This is a genomic window from Streptomyces olivoverticillatus (assembly GCF_014203555.1).
Lineage (GTDB): Bacteria > Actinomycetota > Actinomycetes > Streptomycetales > Streptomycetaceae > Streptomyces > Streptomyces olivoverticillatus.
In genome coordinates this window covers 617,891-634,822 of sequence record NZ_JACHJH010000002.1, presented here as the reverse complement: position 1 = coordinate 634,822, position 16,932 = coordinate 617,891, and the positions used below count along the sequence as shown (strand labels likewise).

The following is a 16,932-nucleotide window of genomic DNA, read 5'->3' as shown; positions in this document are numbered from 1 at the left end:
CAGAGCGTTCCTCAAATGTGCCGGAGTCACACCCCGGACGAGACCTCGGCCTTCGCCTCGGAGCCGTCCCCCGGCTCCGTCTCCCGGCGGTTGCGCACCACCGAGGAGAGGAAGGACAGACCGATCAGGACGACGCCGACCAGACCGGTGACGACCTCGTTGATCTCGTGCTTGATGGTGATCAGCAGGATGACGGCGAGGGCACCGATGGCGTAGTGCGCACCGTGCTCCAGATAGACGTAGTCGTCGAGGGTGCCCTTGCGGACCAGGAAGACCGTCAGCGAACGGATGTACATGGCGCCGATGCCCAGACCCAGCGCCATCATGAAGATGTCGTTGGTGATGGCGAAGGCGCCGATGACACCGTCGAAGGAGAAGGACGCGTCGATGACCTCCAGGTAGAGGAACATGAAGAACGCGGCCTTGCCCGCCAGCCCGACGAGCGAGGCGCCGCCCTTGGCGGCCGGCGCCGCTTCCTCGGACTCCTCGTCCTCCTCGTCCTCCAGGCGGTCCTCGAAGAAGCCGGAGATGCCGCCGACGATCAGATACGTCACCAGGCCGCCGATGCCGGCCAGCAGCACGGTCGCGGACTTGTCGACCGTGCCGGAGCCACCGTGCACCGGGACGGACGTGGCGACCGTGGTCGCCGCGATGAGCAGCACGACCAGCGAGACGACGGTGGAGAGGGTGTCCAGCTTGCCCAGCCGGGCCAGCGGCTTCTCCAGCCACGCGAGCCACTTGATGTCCCGGTCCTCGAAGATGAAGTCCAGGAAGATCATCAGCAGGAACATTCCGCCGAAGGCGGCGATGGCCGGATGCGCGCTGGTGACCAGCTGCTCGTAGCGATCGTGGTCCTGGATGGCGACCTTGACGGCCTCGATCGGGCCCAGCTTCGCCGTGATGGCGACGATGACGACCGGGAAGACCAGCCGCATGCCGAACACGGCGATGAGGATGCCCACGGTGAGGAACATCTTCTGCCAGAACGGATTCAGCTTCCGGAGGATCCCGGCGTTGATCACCGCATTGTCGAACGAGAGCGAAATCTCCAGGACCGAGAGGATCGCGACGATCGCCAGGCCCTGCCACCCCCAGAGAATGCCGGCCAAGGCCAGTCCGGCCGCCGTGATGGCGAACGACCAGCCAAAGGTTTTCAGGAGCACTGGCTACCCAATCCTTCGCTGTACAGGTCTCTCCGCGCGGACGCGGCTTTACGAAACGTTGACCCCGAAGTCTAGGGCGATCCCGCGCAGACCCGACGCGTACCCCTGTCCGACCGCCCGGAACTTCCATTCGCCGTTGTAGCGATAGACCTCACCGAAGATCATCGCGGTCTCCCCGGCGGCGTCCTCGCTCAGGTCGTAGCGGGCCAGCTCGCTGCCGTCGGCCTGGTTGACCACCCGGATGTAGGCGTTGCTGACCTGGCCGAAGCTCTGGCCGCGCAGGTCGGCCTCGTGGATGGAGACGGGGAAGACGATCTTGTCGCAGGCCGCGGGCACCTTGGTGAGGTCCACGAGGATCGACTCGTCGTCGCCCTCGCCCTCACCGGTGAGGTTGTCGCCGGTGTGTTCGACGGAGCCCTCGGGACTCTTGAGGTTGTTGTAGAAGACGAAGTACTCGTCGCCCAGCACCCGGCCCGAGGCGCACAGCAGCGCGCTGGCGTCGAGGTCGAAGGGCGCTCCCGTGGTGGAGCGTGCATCCCAGCCGAGGCCGACGGTGACGTTGGTGAGGTTGGGTGCGGCCTTGGAGAGGGAGACATTGCCTCCCTTGGCGAGCGTTACGCCCATGATCTTGCTTCCTCCCCGATTCGAGAAACGGCCGACGTGCACGAGCGGCGCCGCACTCCCGTTCGGGGGTGCGGCGCCGGACACGTCGGTGCGGGACGTCAGACGTTGACGCCGAAGTCCTGCGCGATGCCGCGCAGGCCCGAGGCGTAGCCCTGGCCGATGGCCCGGAACTTCCACTCGGCGCCGTTGCGGTAGAGCTCGCCGAAGACCATGGCGGTCTCGGTCGAGGCGTCCTCGCTCAGGTCGTAGCGGGCCAGCTCGGAGTTGTCGGCCTGGTTCACGACGCGGATGTAGGCGTTGCGCACCTGGCCGAAGCTCTGCTGGCGGGTCTCGGCCTCGTAGATGGAGACCGGGAACACGATCTTCTGCACGTCGGCCGGGACGCCTGCCAGGTTGACCTTGATGACCTCGTCGTCGCCCTCGCCCTCACCGGTGAGGTTGTCACCCTGGTGCTCGACGGAGCCGTCGGGGCTCTTGAGGTTGTTGAAGAAGACGAAGTTCTGGTCGTTGGCGACCTTCCCCTGGTCGTTCGTCAGCAGGGCGCTGGCGTCCAGGTCGAAGTCCGTACCGGTGGTGGTACGGGCGTCCCAGCCCAGACCGACGACGACCGCGGTCAGGTTCGGGGCCGCCTTGGTCAGCGAGACGTTGCCGCCCTTGCTGAGACTGACTCCCACGAGTCCTCCATTGGTTTCGAGGGGCCCGGACGGATCATGGCCGTCCCGCGCCCCCGGTTGTGCGATGGCATCCGATCAACGTACGGATCCTAGTGACCGGTTCCCACCGATTACAGGCTCTTGCGCCACAAGCCCTCAGAGGGCGGCGAGCGCCTTGATGTACTCGTTCAGGTCACGCGCGTCGGGCAGCCCGTTGACGACCGTCCAGCGGACGACGCCCTCCTTGTCGATGATGAAGGTGCCGCGCACGGCGCAGCCCTTCTCCTCGTCGAAGACGCCGTAGGCGCGGCTGGTCTCGCCGTGCGGCCAGAAGTCGGACAGCAGCGGGTACTCCAGGCCCTCCTGCTCGGCGAAGACGCGCAGGCTGAACGGGGAGTCGTTGGACACGGCGAGCAGCTGGACGTCGTCGTTGGCGAACTTCGGCAGCTCGTCGCGCAGGGCGCACAGCTCGCCGGTGCACACGCCGGTGAAGGCGAAGGGGTAGAAGAGCAGCACGACGTTCTTCTCGCCGCGGAAGTCGGAGAGCCGGACGGTCTCGCCGTGCTGGGTCCGCAGCTCGAAGTCGGGGGCCTTGGTGCCGGCCTCAATCGCCATGGGGTCGCATCCCTCACTCTCGACGGTCGCCGGGTGGCGGGGCGGCTGGCCGCGGCCGCGCGCCGGCGGTTGAGCGGCCAGTGTGTCACTGCGCCCCCGGCGTGACGCACCGCGCCCCCCGGCAGTCGGGACTGCCGGGGGGCGCGGAGGTGGTTTTCGGCGGCGGCGCCGCGGCGCCGGCTAGCGGCGACCGGTCTTGGCGGCCTTCGGCGTGGCCAGGCGGCTGCCGTTCCAGTCCTTGCCCACGCTGATGCTCTTGGTCTGGGACAGGCCGGCGGTGCGCGCGGCCTCGCTGATGTCGCTCGGCTCGATGTAGCCGTCACGGCCCGTCTTCGGGGTGAGCAGGCAGATCATGCCGGCCTCTTCGAGCAGGCCGATGGCATCCACCAGCGCGTCTGTGAGGTCGCCGTCCTCGTCGCGGAACCACAGCAGGACGGCATCGGCGACGTCGTCGTACTCCTCGTCGACGAGCTCCGTGCCGGTGTGTTCCTCGATGGCCTCACGGAGATCCTGCTCGGTGTCCTCGTCGTAACCGAGCTCCTGGACCACCTGTCCGGGCTGGAAACCCAGCCTCGCGGCAAGGGTGGTCCGCTCCTCCGCGTGGTCCGCGGTCGCGCTCACGGATTGCCTCCTGTCATCTTTCGAGAAATTGTCTTGTGCTCCTCGCGTACGCGAAGCATTGGGCGTAGTCCACACGTGCCGGACGGATCGCGCAAGTACCCGGCCGTCGAGACCGTCGAAACGGTGACGGATGCGGCGGTCTCATGGCAACTCCAACCATGAGGCAGCAGTGGCGAGTGATTACCGCCACAGCATTCCTCCGGGTTTGTGAAGTTACTCCGTGCGATTACGGCAATCGAGTCCGAACGGCCGTACGCAAGCGTCCCGCATAGGGGGCGTAAGGTTGCGATTTGGCCGCCCCGGGCGACCAAAGAACGACGCTTCGTCTCACTAGCGGTGGTTACCGCCCAGTAGAGATGACGTTTCCGCCGCCGCGGTCCACGATGGGAGCCGGCGCGACTTACAGCAGAACAGTATTTGACCGCGTGCAGTGCACGACCCGAACAGCGAAGGAACAGCGTGGCTTCCGGATCCGATCGCAACCCGATCATCATTGGCGGCCTTCCCAGCCAGGTCCCGGACTTCGATCCCGAAGAGACCCAGGAGTGGCTCGACTCGCTCGACGCAGCCGTCGATGAGCGAGGCCGGGAACGTGCCCGCTACCTCATGCTTCGCCTGATCGAGCGGGCTCGCGAGAAGCGCGTCGCCGTGCCCGAGATGCGCAGCACGGACTACGTCAACACCATCGCGACCAAGGACGAGCCGTTCTTCCCCGGCAACGAGGAGATCGAGCGCAAGATCCTCAACGCGACCCGGTGGAACGCGGCCGTGATGGTCTCCCGGGCGCAGCGCCCGGGCATCGGCGTCGGCGGCCACATCGCCACCTTCGCCTCCTCCGCCTCGCTGTACGACGTGGGCTTCAACCACTTCTTCCGCGGCAAGGACGAGGGCGACGGCGGCGACCAGATCTTCTTCCAGGGCCACGCCTCGCCGGGCGTCTACGCCCGCGCGTTCCTGCTGGACCGACTCTCCGAGCAGCAGCTGGACGCCTTCCGCCAGGAGAAGTCGAAGGCCCCCTACGGCCTGTCCAGCTACCCGCACCCGCGGCTGATGCCGGACTTCTGGGAGTTCCCGACCGTCTCGATGGGCCTCGGCCCGCTCGGCGCGATCTACCAGGCCCGGATGAACCGCTACATGGAGGCGCGCGGCATCGCCGACACCTCCAAGTCCCACGTCTGGGCGTTCCTGGGCGACGGCGAGATGGACGAGCCGGAGTCGCTCGGCCAGCTGTCCCTGGCCGCCCGCGAGGGTCTGGACAACCTGACCTTCGTCGTCAACTGCAACCTGCAGCGCCTCGACGGCCCGGTGCGCGGCAACGGCAAGATCATGCAGGAGCTGGAGTCGCAGTTCCGCGGCGCCGGCTGGAACGTGATCAAGCTGGTGTGGGACCGCTCCTGGGACCCGCTGCTGGCCCAGGACCGGGACGGCATCCTGGTCAACAAGCTGAACAGCACCCCGGACGGCCAGTTCCAGACGTACGCCACCGAGACCGGTGCGTACATCCGCGAGCACTTCTTCGGCGACGACCAGCGTCTGCGGAAGATGGTCGAGGGCATGACCGACGACCAGATCCTGCACCTGGGCCGCGGCGGTCACGACCACAAGAAGATCTTCGCGGCGTACGCGGCGGCCAAGGCCCACAAGGGCCAGCCGACCGTGATCCTCGCGCAGACGGTCAAGGGCTGGACGCTCGGCCCGAACTTCGAGGGCCGCAACGCGACCCACCAGATGAAGAAGCTGACGGTCGACGACCTCAAGCGCTTCCGCGACCGGCTGCACATCCCGATCGCCGACAAGGAGCTGGAGTCCGGCCTGCCGCCGTACTACCACCCGGGTCCCGACTCGGAGGAGATCCAGTACATGCACGACCGGCGCAAGTCGCTGGGCGGCTACGTGCCGACCCGCGTCGTGCGCGCCAAGGCGCTGAACCTTCCGGACGAGAAGGTCTACGCCCCGGTCAAGAAGGGCTCCGGCCAGCAGTCGATCGCCACCACCATGGCCTTCGTCCGCCTGCTCAAGGACCTCATGCGGGACAAGGAGATCGGCAAGCGCTTCGTGCCGATCGCCCCCGACGAGTACCGCACCTTCGGCATGGACTCGCTCTTCCCGTCGGCGAAGATCTACAACCCGCTGGGCCAGCAGTACGAGGCCGTGGACCGCGAGCTGCTGCTCGCGTACAAGGAGTCCCCGACCGGTCAGATGCTGCACGACGGCATCTCCGAGGCGGGCTGCACCGCCTCGCTGATCGCCGCCGGCTCCGCCTACGCCACGCACGGCGAGCCGCTGATCCCGATCTACGTCTTCTACTCGATGTTCGGGTTCCAGCGCACGGGTGACCAGTTCTGGCAGATGGCCGACCAGCTGGCCCGGGGCTTCGTCCTCGGCGCCACCGCCGGTCGCACCACCCTGACCGGTGAGGGTCTGCAGCACGCCGACGGCCACTCGCACCTGCTGGCCTCGACCAACCCGGCCGTCGTCGCGTACGACCCGGCGTTCGGCTTCGAGATCGCGCACATCGTCCAGGACGGTCTGCGCCGGATGTACGGCGAGAACGCAGAGGACATCTTCTACTACCTCACCGTCTACAACGAGCCGATCCAGCACCCGGCCGAGCCGGAGAACGTGGACGCCGAGGGCATCCTCAAGGGTCTGTACCGCTTCAAGGCGGGCGAGGCGGGCGCCATCCCGGCGCAGATCCTCGCCTCCGGTGTGGCCGTGCCGTGGGCGATCGAGGCCCAGCGCATCCTCGCCGAGGAGTGGAACGTCAAGGCGGACGTCTGGTCGGCGACCTCCTGGAACGAGCTGCGCCGCGACGCCATCGCGGTGGAGGAGCACAACCTGCTCCACCCGGAGGAGGAGCAGCGCGTCCCGTACGTGACGAAGAAGCTCACCGGCGCCGAGGGCCCGAAGGTCGCCGTGTCCGACTGGATGCGCGCGGTTCCGGACCAGATCTCGCGCTGGGTGCCCGGCACGTACCAGTCCCTGGGTGCGGACGGCTTCGGCTTCGCGGACACGCGTGGCGCGGCCCGTCGCTTCTTCCACATCGACGCGCAGTCGATCGTCCTGGGTGTGCTCACCGAGCTCGCCAAGGAGGGCAAGGTGGACCGGTCGGCCCTCAAGCAGGCCATCGACCGCTACCAGCTCCTGGACGTGGCGGCGGCCGACCCGGGCGCCGCGGGCGGCGACGCGTAGTCGTTCGCACTGACGGTCAGCCGTCAATACGCCTGTGCCCCCGACCGGTTCCCACCGGCCGGGGGCACAGGCCGTTCTACGCCCGAGGACTGTGGGCAATCGCTCCACAGGGCTGGGGGATCCCCCGGCGGCAGCCGGGGGAGGATCGGCTCGACGCGGCCCGCGGACGGCGTCCCGCCCTCACTGCTCCCAGACCTTGTACGCCCGTACCGTGTACGGGGATTCGGGCGCCCAGGATCCCGACGGGTAGGTCGCGAACTCGCCCGTCTCCGCGCACGTCGCGCTCTGGTACGTGGTGACGGGCCGGCCCGTCCGGTTCGCCAGGGACGCCGCGCTCGTACCGGCGGGCAGCGTCATACAGCTCTCGATGTCGATGCCCGCGAGCTCGCTCGTCTGCCGCGCCCCGCGGAACTCCGTTTTGGGCCAGAGGCACAGCTGCCCGGCGGCACAGTCACCGAGCCGCTTGGTGGGCTGGGCCTGCGCGGCAGGTGCCACGCCGCAGACGAGCACCGCAGCCAGCGCCCCCGCAAAAACCACACGCATGAGAATCACTCCCCGTGTCCGACCGGATCGACGCGAGGAAGTCTTCCGACGGTGATCACCGCTGCCAAGGGGGCCGGGAGCCAACTGCCCTGATAGGGGAAGGCTCCCGGCCCTCTTCGGCCACGTCAGATGTGCGCCGCCCCGGCACCCGCTTCCGCGTTGGCGCCGCGCTTGGTGAACAGCGCCACCACGGCCGCGAGCAGGGCGACGACTCCCGCGACGGTGAATCCGAGGTTCATCCCTGACACGAAAGTGTCATGCGCGACGGCGGAGATGCGCCCGGCGATCTCCGGCTTCGCCCCGGGCGGCACCGGCGCGACACCGACCTGTACGGCCTCGGACGCCTTGGCCATCTGCTCGGGCGTGCCCTTCTGCAGCCCCGCATCGGCCCAGTTGCCCGGCAGCAGGTGGTCGACCCGGGCGGCCACGACCGCGCCGAGCACCGCGGTGCCCAGCGAGCCGCCGACCTGCATGGCGGCTTGTTGCAGCCCCCCGGCCACCCCCGCGTGCTGCAATGGCGCATTGCCGACGATGACCTCGGTGGCACCGACCATGACGGGCGACAGGCCGATGCCGAGCAGTGCGAACCACAGCGACATCAGGCCGGTGCCGGTGTCGGCCTTGAGGTAGGCCATGCCGAAGCAGGCGACGGCGGTGCTGAGCATGCCGGCGACCAGCGGGATGCGGGGCCCGACGCGGGTGATGACGGCCCCGGCGACCGGGGCGGCGACGATCATCATGCCGGTGAGCGGCAGCAGGTGCAGGCCGCTGTCGACGGGCGACATCCCGTGCACGTTCTGCAGGTAGAAGGTGACGAAGAACAGGCCGCCGATGAAGGCGAAGGCCATCAGCAGCATCAGCACCGTGCCGGCGGACAGCGCCAGCGACCGGAAGAGGCCCAGCGGCAGCAGCGGCTCGCGGCTCCTGGTCTCCCACACGGCGAAGAGGACGAACGCCAGCACCGCGGCGCCCAGGAAGAGCAGCGTCCGGGAATCGCCCCAGGACCAGTCGCGCGCCTTGATCAGCGCCCAGATGAGGCAGAACATCGCGGCGGACAGCAGGGCGATGCCGGGGACGTCGAAGGAGCGGGGCGCGTCCGGGGTCCGGTGGTCCTTGAGGATGACCGCGCCGAGGACGAGGGCGAGGACGCCCACCGGGACGTTGATGAAGAAGACCGACTGCCAGTTGACGTGCTCGACGAGGACGCCGCCGAGGATCGGGCCGCCGGCCGTGGAGGCGCCGATGACCATGCCCCACAGGCCGATGGCCATGTTGAGCTTCTCGGCCGGGAAGGTGGCGCGCAGCAGTCCGAGCGCGGCGGGCATCAGCAGCGCGCCGCACAGGCCCTGCAGCACCCGGAAGGCGACGACCATCGACACGCTGCCCGACAGGGCGATGAGTCCGGAGGAAGCGGCGAAACCGGTGGTACCGATAAGGAAGATGAGGCGATGCCCGAAGCGGTCACCGAGCTTGCCCGCGGTGATCAGGGCGACGGCCAGGGCGAGGAGATAGGCGTTGGTGATCCACTGGACGTCGGCGAGCGAGGCGTCGAGATCCTTCTGGATGGCGGGGTTGGCGATGGCGACGATCGTGCCGTCGAGCGCGACCATCATCACGCCGATCGCGACGGAGATCAGGGTCAGCCAGGGATGGCCGCGTAACCCGTTCCGGGGATCGAGGAGCGGTGTGGCGTCGACGACGGTGGTCTGTGGCGTCATACCCCGAGATTATGGCGGTGGCTGACACTTGACTATCAATCGCATGAGCTGGTCTCTGTCAGATTCGCCACAGCTATCCTGACCAGCACAAACACAGGGAGAAGAGGAAGAATGCGGGCGACGGGGAGTGCAGCGGGGCAAGCGGCGGCACCCCCGGCCGGGCTGCGCGAGCGCAAGAAGCGGCGAACCCGGGACACCCTCGCCAGGTCGGCCCTGGAGCTCTTCGACCGGCAGGGGTACGAGGGCACGACGATCGACGAGATCGCCGCGCTGGCGGACGTCTCGCAGCGCACCTTCTTCCGCTACTTCGCCAGCAAGGAGGAGGCGGCCCTGTCCGTCCAGTCCATGGCGGAGTCGCACTTCCTCGCCGCGGTCCGGGCCCGCCCGGCCGCGGAGTCGCCGCTGACCGCGCTGCGCGCCGCGGTGCTCGCCTCCTGGGACACCATCGAGGAGGCCATCCAGTCGGTCGTCCCGCTCGAACTCCACATCCGCACCTACCGGATGATCGAGGCGAACCCGCAGCTGCTCGCCGAGCACCTGCGGCGCCAGGTGCAGCTGGAGGAGGAGCTCACCCGGGAGATCGCCCGCCGGGAGGGGCTGGACGCCACCGACCCCCGGCCGCGCATCCTGGTCTCGGCGTTCGGCGGGGTGATGCGCGTCACGGGCAGGCTGCTGAGCGGCACCACGAAGGGCGATGTGAACGAGCTCAAGAGGACGATCGCGGAGTATTTGGACCAGATCGGACCGGCCTTGGCGGAAAACTGGCGGACATGACCGTAGCCGTCCGAGTACGCCCAATTACCGATGATTCAAACGTGAGATAGGCCACTGACTTCGCGGGCGCAACCGAGTTTCTCCTACTGTGGTCCGCGGTGACTTCCTTTCCGGAGCTCGGTGCTCCCTCCCCCATTCCCTGGACGAACGCCACCACGGCCTGGCGCGCGCTGCTCGCGCTGGCCGTGGTCTTCGTCATGCTCGCGACGACCGGCTGGACCGCGGTCAGAGGCCACAAGGGGAACACCGACCCAAGGGCAGCCTCGGTCTCGGCCTGGCTGCACGGCTCCATAGGCGGCCGGGCGCTCCCCGCGCCGACCTCGGAACCCGGCGTCATAGCGCGCTTCTTCGGCTCGCTCTCCCCCGCCGAGCGCGACCGGCTGGCCGAGCGCTATCCGCTCGTCGTCGGCAACCTCGGCGGCGTCCCCGTCGAGCTGCGCTACCGCGCCAACCACGACGCCCTGGAGGCGGCCCGGCGCACCGAGCGGCGCCGCACCCACGACTCCGGGCTGACCCCGGCCGGGCGCTCCGAGGCGAGCCGCCGGATGCACCGCTTCGAGTCGCTGCTCTCCGACGGGCGGCAGATCCTCGCCTTCGACCCCAGTGGGTCGGGCCGGGTCGCGGAGGCCATCGGTGACCTCGACCGGGCCCAGCGGGTCTCTGTCGTCGTACCCGGCGTGGACACCAACGTCCTGACCTTCGAGAAGACGCAGCGCGCCTACAGCGCCCCCGTCGGCATGGCCCGCTCCCTCTACGCCGCCGAGCGCAGCGCGAGCCCCGCCACGAAGACGGCCGTCATCGCCTGGGCCGACTACACCTCGCCGGCGGGCGTCGGCATGGACGCGGCCACCGGCAAGCTGGCCGCCGAGGGCGCGCTGCGGCTGCGCGCGCTGGTGCGGGCGCTGCCCGGCACCTCACAGGTCTCGCTGTTCTGCCACAGCTACGGCTCGGTGGTGTGCGGCGTCGCCGCGCGCGACCTGCCGGGGCGGGTCACCGACGTCGCGGTGGCGGGCAGCCCCGGCATGCGCGCCGAACACGCGTCCGACCTGCACACCAGCGCCCGGATATGGGCCATGCGCGATCCGGGCGACTGGATCCAGGGCGTGCCGCACCTGGAGGTCGGCGGGCTCGGGCACGGCGCCGACCCGGTCTCCTCGGGCTTCGGGGCGCGGGTGCTGTCCGCCGCCGGGGCCGACGGGCACGCGGGCTACTTCCAGCCCGGCACCACCAGCCTCGCCAACTTCGCCGGTATCGGAGTGGGAACCCCCGCCTCCGTTCGATGCGCCGGTGACGGCAGTGGCTGCAGGGACGACCTGGACCGGGCCCCGGACGCCCCGCTCGTTTGACGCGCGTAGCGGCCGGAGGGGGGACGGGCGGGCGGCCGCCGCATACGATGAGCGGCATGGGTGATGTGCTGGCCGGTTTCCACACCGTCTGGGAGTTCGACACCGACTCCGTGCTCATCCGCTTCGAACGGGGGATCCGCACACCGAAACTGCTCCAGGTGCTCGGCGAGCGGCGCGTCCCCTACGAGGCGCTCGCGGCCGTCGAACAGGCCCCGGGGAAGCACGGGACGGTAGTGCTGCGCGCCGTGCCCAGACCGGGCGCGGATCCACTGGCCGACGTCGCCGACGGCCAGCTCAAGGAGGGCTGCGACCCCTACCGGCTGGTGCTGCCCGCCGAGCGCGAGCTGCTCGCCGAGTACTACGCCGAGGAGATACGCGGCCGCCTCGGCCCGTACGCGGCCGAACCCGCCGAGCGGCATCTGGTGGCGGCGCCCGAGCCGCCGCTGTCCTTCAAGGCCTACGACGGCAAGGCGTCTTTCGACGGCACCGCCGTCTCCTTCCGCTGGTTCTGGACCGGCGCCTCCTCCGCCAAGTGGAAGGCCGGCGACCGGCGCTTCGAGGTCTCCGAGATCACCGGCGTGGAGTGGCGCTCCCCCGACACCCCCGGCGGGCACCTGCGGCTCGTCCTGCGCGCCCCGGACGGCCCGCAGCCGGACCAGGCCGACCAGGACCCGGCGGCCGTGGTCTTCGGCAGGGGCTACGGGCTCGTCCACGAATCGCTGCCCTTCGCGGCGGCGGTCCTCGCCGCGGTACGGGCCAAGGCTCCCGCCGTCCCACAGGGCGCCGTGCCCGCCGCCCGCCCCGACCCGGGCGGGATCGCCGAGCGCATCCGGCACCTGGGCGAGCTGCACGAGGCGGGGCTGCTGACCGACGCCGAGTTCAGCACGAAGAAGGCCCAGCTGCTGGCCGAGCTCTAGGCGTATTGACCACAGCGTGGCGGCACCCGGTACCCCGGTACCCCCGGGTGCCGATACCGGGGTATGACCCCGCCCGCCGGCGATCGCCCGCTGGTGGGAGGCCCCGCGGCGGTCCGGCGTTCTAGGCTGGCCGGGCCATGTCCCACCCCTTGCTCGTCCGCGTCCGCGGCGTCCTCACCCCGGCCGGACCGCCCGCCCCCCTGCTCGGGCACTCCCGCCGCCCCCTGGTGCGCCGGCTGCCGTATGCCGTCGCCGCGCTGTTCGTCGCCATCCTGCTGCCCGTCACCGCGATGGGGCTGGGCAACGACTACGGGCTCAACCCGGCCCTCGCGGCGCTGCTCGCCGTCGCCCAGACCGTGCCGCTGCTGATCGCCGTGAAACGGCCGCTGCTCGCCTGGGAGATCGCCTTCACCGCCCATGTCGTCGGCGCGCTGGCCCTGTTGACCGTGGAGGCGCGGGAGGGGCGGGTGTGGCCGTGGACGCCGATGGGGGTCATCGGCATGCTGCTGCTGTTGCTCGCGGTCGGCCTGCGCGAGCGCCGCGGCACGCTGGTGACGGTCTGGATGCTGACCGGCGTCGTGGGTGTCGTCTTCCAGGGCGCCGCGCCGGCCCGCACCAACGGCTCCTGGCTCGCGCTGTTCCTGCTCGGCGGTGTGCTGTTGCTCGTGGGCGGCGCCCTGCGCGAGCGCGGCGACGCCCGGCGGGCCCTGGCGAAGCAGGAGACCATCAGCGAGGCCGAGCGGGCCCGGCGCACCCTGCTGGAGGAGCGCACCCGCATCGCCCGGGAGCTGCACGACGTCGTCGCCCACCACATGTCCGTCATCACCGTGCAGGCCGACAGCGCCCCCTACCGCATCACGGACCTGCCGGACGCGGCCCGCGAGGAGTTCGCCGCGATCGCCGCCGCGGCCCGCGAGTCACTGACCGAAATGCGGCGGCTGCTGGGCGTGCTGCGCAGCGAGGACGGCTCGGGACCGGGCGGCTCGGAGCGGACGCCGCAGCCCGGCGTGGCCCGCATCGGCCAGCTCGTCGAGGCGACCGTGCGCGCCGGGCTGCCGGTGGAGCTGACGATGCCCGAGGTGCCGTCCGTCCCGCAGGCCGTGGACCTCTCGGCGTACCGCATCGTGCAGGAGGCCCTGGCCAATGTCGTACGGCATGCGCCGGGCGCACCGACCCGGGTGTCGGTGTCGGCCGACGAGGCGGGCGCGCACCTGACGGTGCTGGTGGTCAACGCGGCCGGGGCGGGCGCCCCCGCCCGCCCGGTGGAGACCGGCGGCACGGGCCACGGCCTGGTGGGCATGCGCGAGCGCGTCCGGCTGGTGGGCGGCACCCTCGACACCGGCCCGCTGCCGGACGGCGGCTTCCTGGTCGCGGCCCGGCTCCCCCTGTCGGACGAGGCCGGGGCGGAACCCACGGCAGAAGCAGAAGAGGAATCCTTCCCCGCATGACCATCAAGGTGATCATCGTCGACGACCAGGCCATGGTGCGGGCGGGCTTCGCCGCGCTGCTGGCCGCCCAGCCCGACATCGACGTCGTCGGCGACGCGCCGGACGGGCGGCAGGGCGTGGAGCTGAGCCGGACCGTCCATCCGGACGTGGTGCTGATGGACGTGCGGATGCCGGAGATGGACGGCCTGGAGGCCGCCCGCCGGCTCCTCGAACCTCCGCCCGGGGTGGTGCACCGCCCGAAGGTGCTGATGCTGACCACGTTCGACGTCGACGACTACGTCTACGAGGCGCTGCGTGCGGGCGCGTCCGGCTTCCTCCTCAAGGACGCGCCGCCCGCCGACCTCATCTCCGCGGTGCGGGTGGTGGCGGCGGGCGAGGCGCTGCTGGCCCCCTCCGTCACCCGCCGCCTCATCGCCGACTTCGCGGGACGGCCCGCGCCGCGCCGGCAGCGCAGCGTCCGCCTGAACGGGCTCACCCCGCGGGAGACGGAGGTCCTGGAGCTGATCGCCCGGGGGCTGTCCAACCAGGAGATCGCCGCGAAGCTGGTCCTGGCCGAGCAGACGGTGAAGACCCATGTCGGCCGGGTCCTGGCGAAGTTGAGCCTGCGCGACAGGGCGCAGGCCGTCGTCTTCGCCTACGAGTCGGGGCTGGTGACCCCCGGGGAGGCCTAGGGCGTGTCCGATGGGTCAGCACAGGCCCCGCGACCCCTGGCACGGCACCTCGCTGCGTTGTCGCACGACCCGAGTACGCCCAGTACGCGGGTCATGCTCCGCCTTGCGATGCTCCCCCAGCTACCGCTGGGAGGTGCCCCCAGCGCCAGACGCCGCGGGACCCGCACTGACCCACCGGACACGCCCTAGCCCCCGGGGCGCGCTACTCGCGGTCGGCCGAGGTGAAGGACATGTCCGCGTAGCGGCCGCCGGACACCTTGCCCGCGATCGGCTCCAGGGCGGCGAGCTCCTCCGCCCCGAGCTCGACGCGCGTGGCGCCCAGGTTCTCCTCCAGGCGGGACCGCCGCCGCGTGCCCGGGATCGGAACGACCGTCAGGCCGTGCACCTGCGCCCGCTGCTGAACCCACGCCAGGGCGACCTGGGCCGGCGTCAGGCCCCGCGCCTCGGCGATGGTGCGCAGCGGCTCCAGCAGCGCCGCGTTCGCCTCGGCGTTGTCGCCGGTGAAGCGGGGCTGGGTGCGCCGCCAGTCGTCGCTCGACAGCTCCTTGTCCGCGTTGACGAACGCGCCCGTCAGGAAGCCGCGGCCGAGCGGCGAGTACGGCACCAGGGCGACGCCCAGCTCCTTGGCCGTGGGCACCACGCTCTTCTCTATGTCGCGGCTGAACAGCGACCACTCCGACTGCACGGCGGCGATCGGGTGGATCGCGTGCGCCTCGCGCAGCTCGCTGCCGGTCACCTCGCTGAGGCCCAGGTGCTTGACCTTGCCCTCCGCCACCAGCTCGGCCATCGTGCCGACCGACTCCTCCAGCGGCACCTCGGGGTTGCGCCGGTGCATGTAGTACAGGTCGATCTCGTCGACGCCCAGCCGCTTCAGGCTGCCTTCGACGGCCTGCCGGATGTACGCGCGGTCGTTGCGGATGGTGCGCTTGCTCGTGTTCGTCGGGTCCTCGGGGTCGGGGGCGATGGCGAACTTGGTCGCCAGGACGACGTTTTCCCGGTTGGCCCGGATGAACGGCGAGATGAACTTCTCGTTCTCCCCGAGGCCGTACATGTCGGCGGTGTCGTAGAGGGTGACGCCCAGTTCGAGGGCGCGCTCCAGCGTCGCGCGGGCCTCGCCCTCGTCCGTGGTCGGGCCGTAGGCGAAGCTCATGCCCATGCAGCCGAGCCCCTGCACGCCCACCAGGGGGCCGCCGTTGCCGAGGGCGACGTTCGCGATCTTGTCGTTGCTCATGTGTGGCTCATGCCCCTTCGGACGCCCGACGCCGGGCGTCGGCATAGATTTCGATCTTGTAGTCGAGCACGTCGAGGGTGCCGCGCAGCTCCTCGATCCGCCTGCGCACGTCCTCGCGGTGGGCGAGGAAGAGCTGTTCGCGTTCGGCGACGGTGCTCGCGCCCTGGCGCACCAGCTCGGCGTAGCGCACCATGTCGGCCACCGGCATCCCGGTCAGCCGCAGCTTGCCCACCAGGTCCAGCCAGTCCAGGTCGCGCTCGGTGTAGCGGCGCTGCCCGGTGTGGGAGCGGTCGACGTGCGGCATCAGCCCGATCCGCTCGTACCAGCGCAGCGTGTGCGCCGACAGCCCGGCGTACTCGGCCACTTCGCTGATCGTGTAGCGGTCCCGGCCCCCCGGCCGCGGCCTGCGGTGGCGCTGCCGTTCGAGCTCGAAACACGGGCGCACCGGCACTGGCGCCGGCGCGGTCTCCGTCACGGTCATTTCCGTCCCCCTCACGACCTCTCGCATCGCGCGATGACCCCACGCTAGAGAGTTGGAGTGCACTCCAGGCAAGCGACATCCGGAGGAAATTCCGGCCGGGTTAGGCTCCTGGTCATGGAGAGCCTGCGCTTGATCGAGAACTGGCCGGTGGAGACCGCCGCCGCGGCCGTCGTACGTGCCGACGGCCGGTGCGCGGGATCGTACGGGCCCACGGGGCATCGCTTCCCCCTGGCGTCCGTCACCAAGCCGCTGGCCGCGTACGCCGCGTTGATCGCCGTCGAGGAGGGCGCGATCGAGCTGGACGAGCCCGCCGGGCCCGCCGGTTCGACCGTCCGGCACCTGCTCGCGCACACCTCCGGGCTGGCCTTCGACGAGCACCGTGCGATGGCGGAGCCGGGGACGCGGCGGCTGTACTCCAACGCGGGCTTCGAGGCGCTCGGCGACCACATCGCCAAGGCGACGGACATCCCCTTCGCCGAGTACCTGCGGCAGGCGGTCCTCGAACCGCTGGGCATGGCCTCGACGGACCTTCCCGGCTCGCCCGCGAAGGACGGCGTCTCCACCGTGGACGACCTGGCCCGCTTCGCGGCCGAGCTGCAGGCGCCGCGGCTGCTGTCGCGGCAGACGCTGGACGAGGCGGCGTCGGTGGCGTTCCCCGGCGTGACGGGCGTCCTGCCCGGCTACGGACACCAGCGCCCCAACGACTGGGGCCTGGGCTTCGAGATCCGCGACGGCAAGTCCCCGCACTGGACGGGGTCGACGTCCTCGCCGCGCACCTACGGGCACTTCGGGCAGTCGGGCACGTTCCTCTGGGTCGACCCCGAGGCGGGTGCGGCGTGCGTCGCCCTCGCGGACCGGGCCTTCGGCCCGTGGGCGGTCGCGGCCTGGCCGCCCCTGACGGACGCGGTCCTCGCCGAGCTGCGCCCGGCCTGATC

At 70.5% G+C, this 16,932-nt stretch carries 16 protein-coding genes; 7 read left to right on the top strand and 9 right to left on the bottom strand.

The genetic code is table 11. The annotated features are described in order from the left end of the window. Positions 1-26 precede the first annotated feature (26 nt). The 5 genes from FHS39_RS08165 to FHS39_RS08145 form a co-directional block, all read right to left on the bottom strand. The gene (locus tag FHS39_RS08165; RefSeq protein ID WP_184347766.1) at positions 27-1,163 is read right to left on the bottom strand and encodes a DUF475 domain-containing protein; all 1,137 of its coding nucleotides are present in this window, start codon (positions 1,161-1,163) and stop codon (positions 27-29) included. Positions 1,164-1,211: 48 nt separating this feature from the next. Beyond that, positions 1,212-1,787 carry a TerD family protein gene (locus FHS39_RS08160; protein ID WP_045932657.1) on the bottom strand — a complete coding sequence of 192 codons (576 nt, stop codon included), beginning with the start codon at positions 1,785-1,787 and terminating at the stop codon, positions 1,212-1,214. A gap of 98 nt (positions 1,788-1,885) precedes the next feature. Next, positions 1,886-2,461, bottom strand: a complete 576-nt coding sequence (locus tag FHS39_RS08155; protein WP_045932658.1) for a TerD family protein — start codon at positions 2,459-2,461, stop codon at positions 1,886-1,888. Positions 2,462-2,596: 135 nt separating this feature from the next. Then, positions 2,597-3,055 carry a peroxiredoxin gene (locus tag FHS39_RS08150; RefSeq protein WP_045932659.1) on the bottom strand — a complete coding sequence of 153 codons (459 nt, stop codon included), beginning with the start codon at positions 3,053-3,055 and terminating at the stop codon, positions 2,597-2,599. A 180-nt stretch (positions 3,056-3,235) separates the two neighbouring features. Further along, entirely contained in the window at positions 3,236-3,676 is a 441-nt protein-coding gene (locus FHS39_RS08145; RefSeq protein ID WP_184347765.1) for a DUF3052 family protein, read from the bottom strand. Between the two features lie 459 nt (positions 3,677-4,135). On the opposite strand from FHS39_RS08145, the gene aceE reads away from it, so the two are divergent. Beyond that, positions 4,136-6,868, top strand: a complete 2,733-nt coding sequence (gene aceE, locus FHS39_RS08140; RefSeq protein WP_184347763.1) for a pyruvate dehydrogenase (acetyl-transferring), homodimeric type — start codon at positions 4,136-4,138, stop codon at positions 6,866-6,868. A gap of 180 nt (positions 6,869-7,048) precedes the next feature. Here the strand turns inward: aceE and FHS39_RS08135 are convergent, their stop codons facing one another. Beyond that, a complete protein-coding gene (locus tag FHS39_RS08135; protein ID WP_184347761.1) occupies positions 7,049-7,411 on the bottom strand; it encodes a peptidase inhibitor family I36 protein in 363 nt (120 codons plus the stop codon). Between the two features lie 125 nt (positions 7,412-7,536). Next, a complete protein-coding gene (locus FHS39_RS08130; RefSeq protein WP_184347759.1) occupies positions 7,537-9,129 on the bottom strand; it encodes an MFS transporter in 1,593 nt (530 codons plus the stop codon). A gap of 111 nt (positions 9,130-9,240) precedes the next feature. Between FHS39_RS08130 and FHS39_RS08125 the strand changes: the two genes are divergently transcribed. The 5 genes from FHS39_RS08125 to FHS39_RS08105 all read left to right on the top strand — a co-directional run bounded on the left by FHS39_RS08125 (position 9,241) and on the right by FHS39_RS08105 (position 14,285). Then, positions 9,241-9,903: a TetR/AcrR family transcriptional regulator gene (locus tag FHS39_RS08125; protein WP_184347757.1), complete on the top strand. Its 663-nt coding sequence runs from the start codon at positions 9,241-9,243 to the stop codon at positions 9,901-9,903. A gap of 98 nt (positions 9,904-10,001) precedes the next feature. Continuing rightward, a complete protein-coding gene (locus tag FHS39_RS08120) occupies positions 10,002-11,249 on the top strand; it encodes an alpha/beta hydrolase (protein ID WP_343069435.1) in 1,248 nt (415 codons plus the stop codon). Positions 11,250-11,305: 56 nt separating this feature from the next. Beyond that, positions 11,306-12,166 carry a DUF4429 domain-containing protein gene (locus tag FHS39_RS08115; RefSeq protein ID WP_184347755.1) on the top strand — a complete coding sequence of 287 codons (861 nt, stop codon included), beginning with the start codon at positions 11,306-11,308 and terminating at the stop codon, positions 12,164-12,166. A 137-nt stretch (positions 12,167-12,303) separates the two neighbouring features. Then, a complete protein-coding gene (locus FHS39_RS08110) occupies positions 12,304-13,614 on the top strand; it encodes a sensor histidine kinase (protein ID WP_184347753.1) in 1,311 nt (436 codons plus the stop codon). Then, positions 13,611-14,285 (top strand): response regulator, encoded by a 675-nt coding sequence (locus tag FHS39_RS08105; protein ID WP_045932667.1) that lies wholly within the window; start codon positions 13,611-13,613, stop codon positions 14,283-14,285. The genes FHS39_RS08110 and FHS39_RS08105 overlap by 4 nt, the downstream gene beginning before the upstream one ends. Positions 14,286-14,487: 202 nt before the next feature. Here FHS39_RS08105 and FHS39_RS08100 read toward each other — a convergent pair whose 3' ends face one another. Both FHS39_RS08100 and FHS39_RS08095 read right to left on the bottom strand, forming a co-directional pair. Beyond that, positions 14,488-15,516: an aldo/keto reductase gene (locus FHS39_RS08100; protein WP_184347751.1), complete on the bottom strand. Its 1,029-nt coding sequence runs from the start codon at positions 15,514-15,516 to the stop codon at positions 14,488-14,490. Positions 15,517-15,523: 7 nt separating this feature from the next. Continuing rightward, a complete protein-coding gene (locus FHS39_RS08095; RefSeq protein ID WP_078847712.1) occupies positions 15,524-15,997 on the bottom strand; it encodes a MerR family transcriptional regulator in 474 nt (157 codons plus the stop codon). A gap of 114 nt (positions 15,998-16,111) precedes the next feature. On the opposite strand from FHS39_RS08095, the gene FHS39_RS08090 reads away from it, so the two are divergent. Then, on the top strand, positions 16,112-16,930 hold the full coding sequence (locus tag FHS39_RS08090) for a serine hydrolase domain-containing protein (protein WP_184347749.1): 819 nt from the start codon (positions 16,112-16,114) through the stop codon (positions 16,928-16,930). Positions 16,931-16,932: the final 2 nt, after the last annotated feature.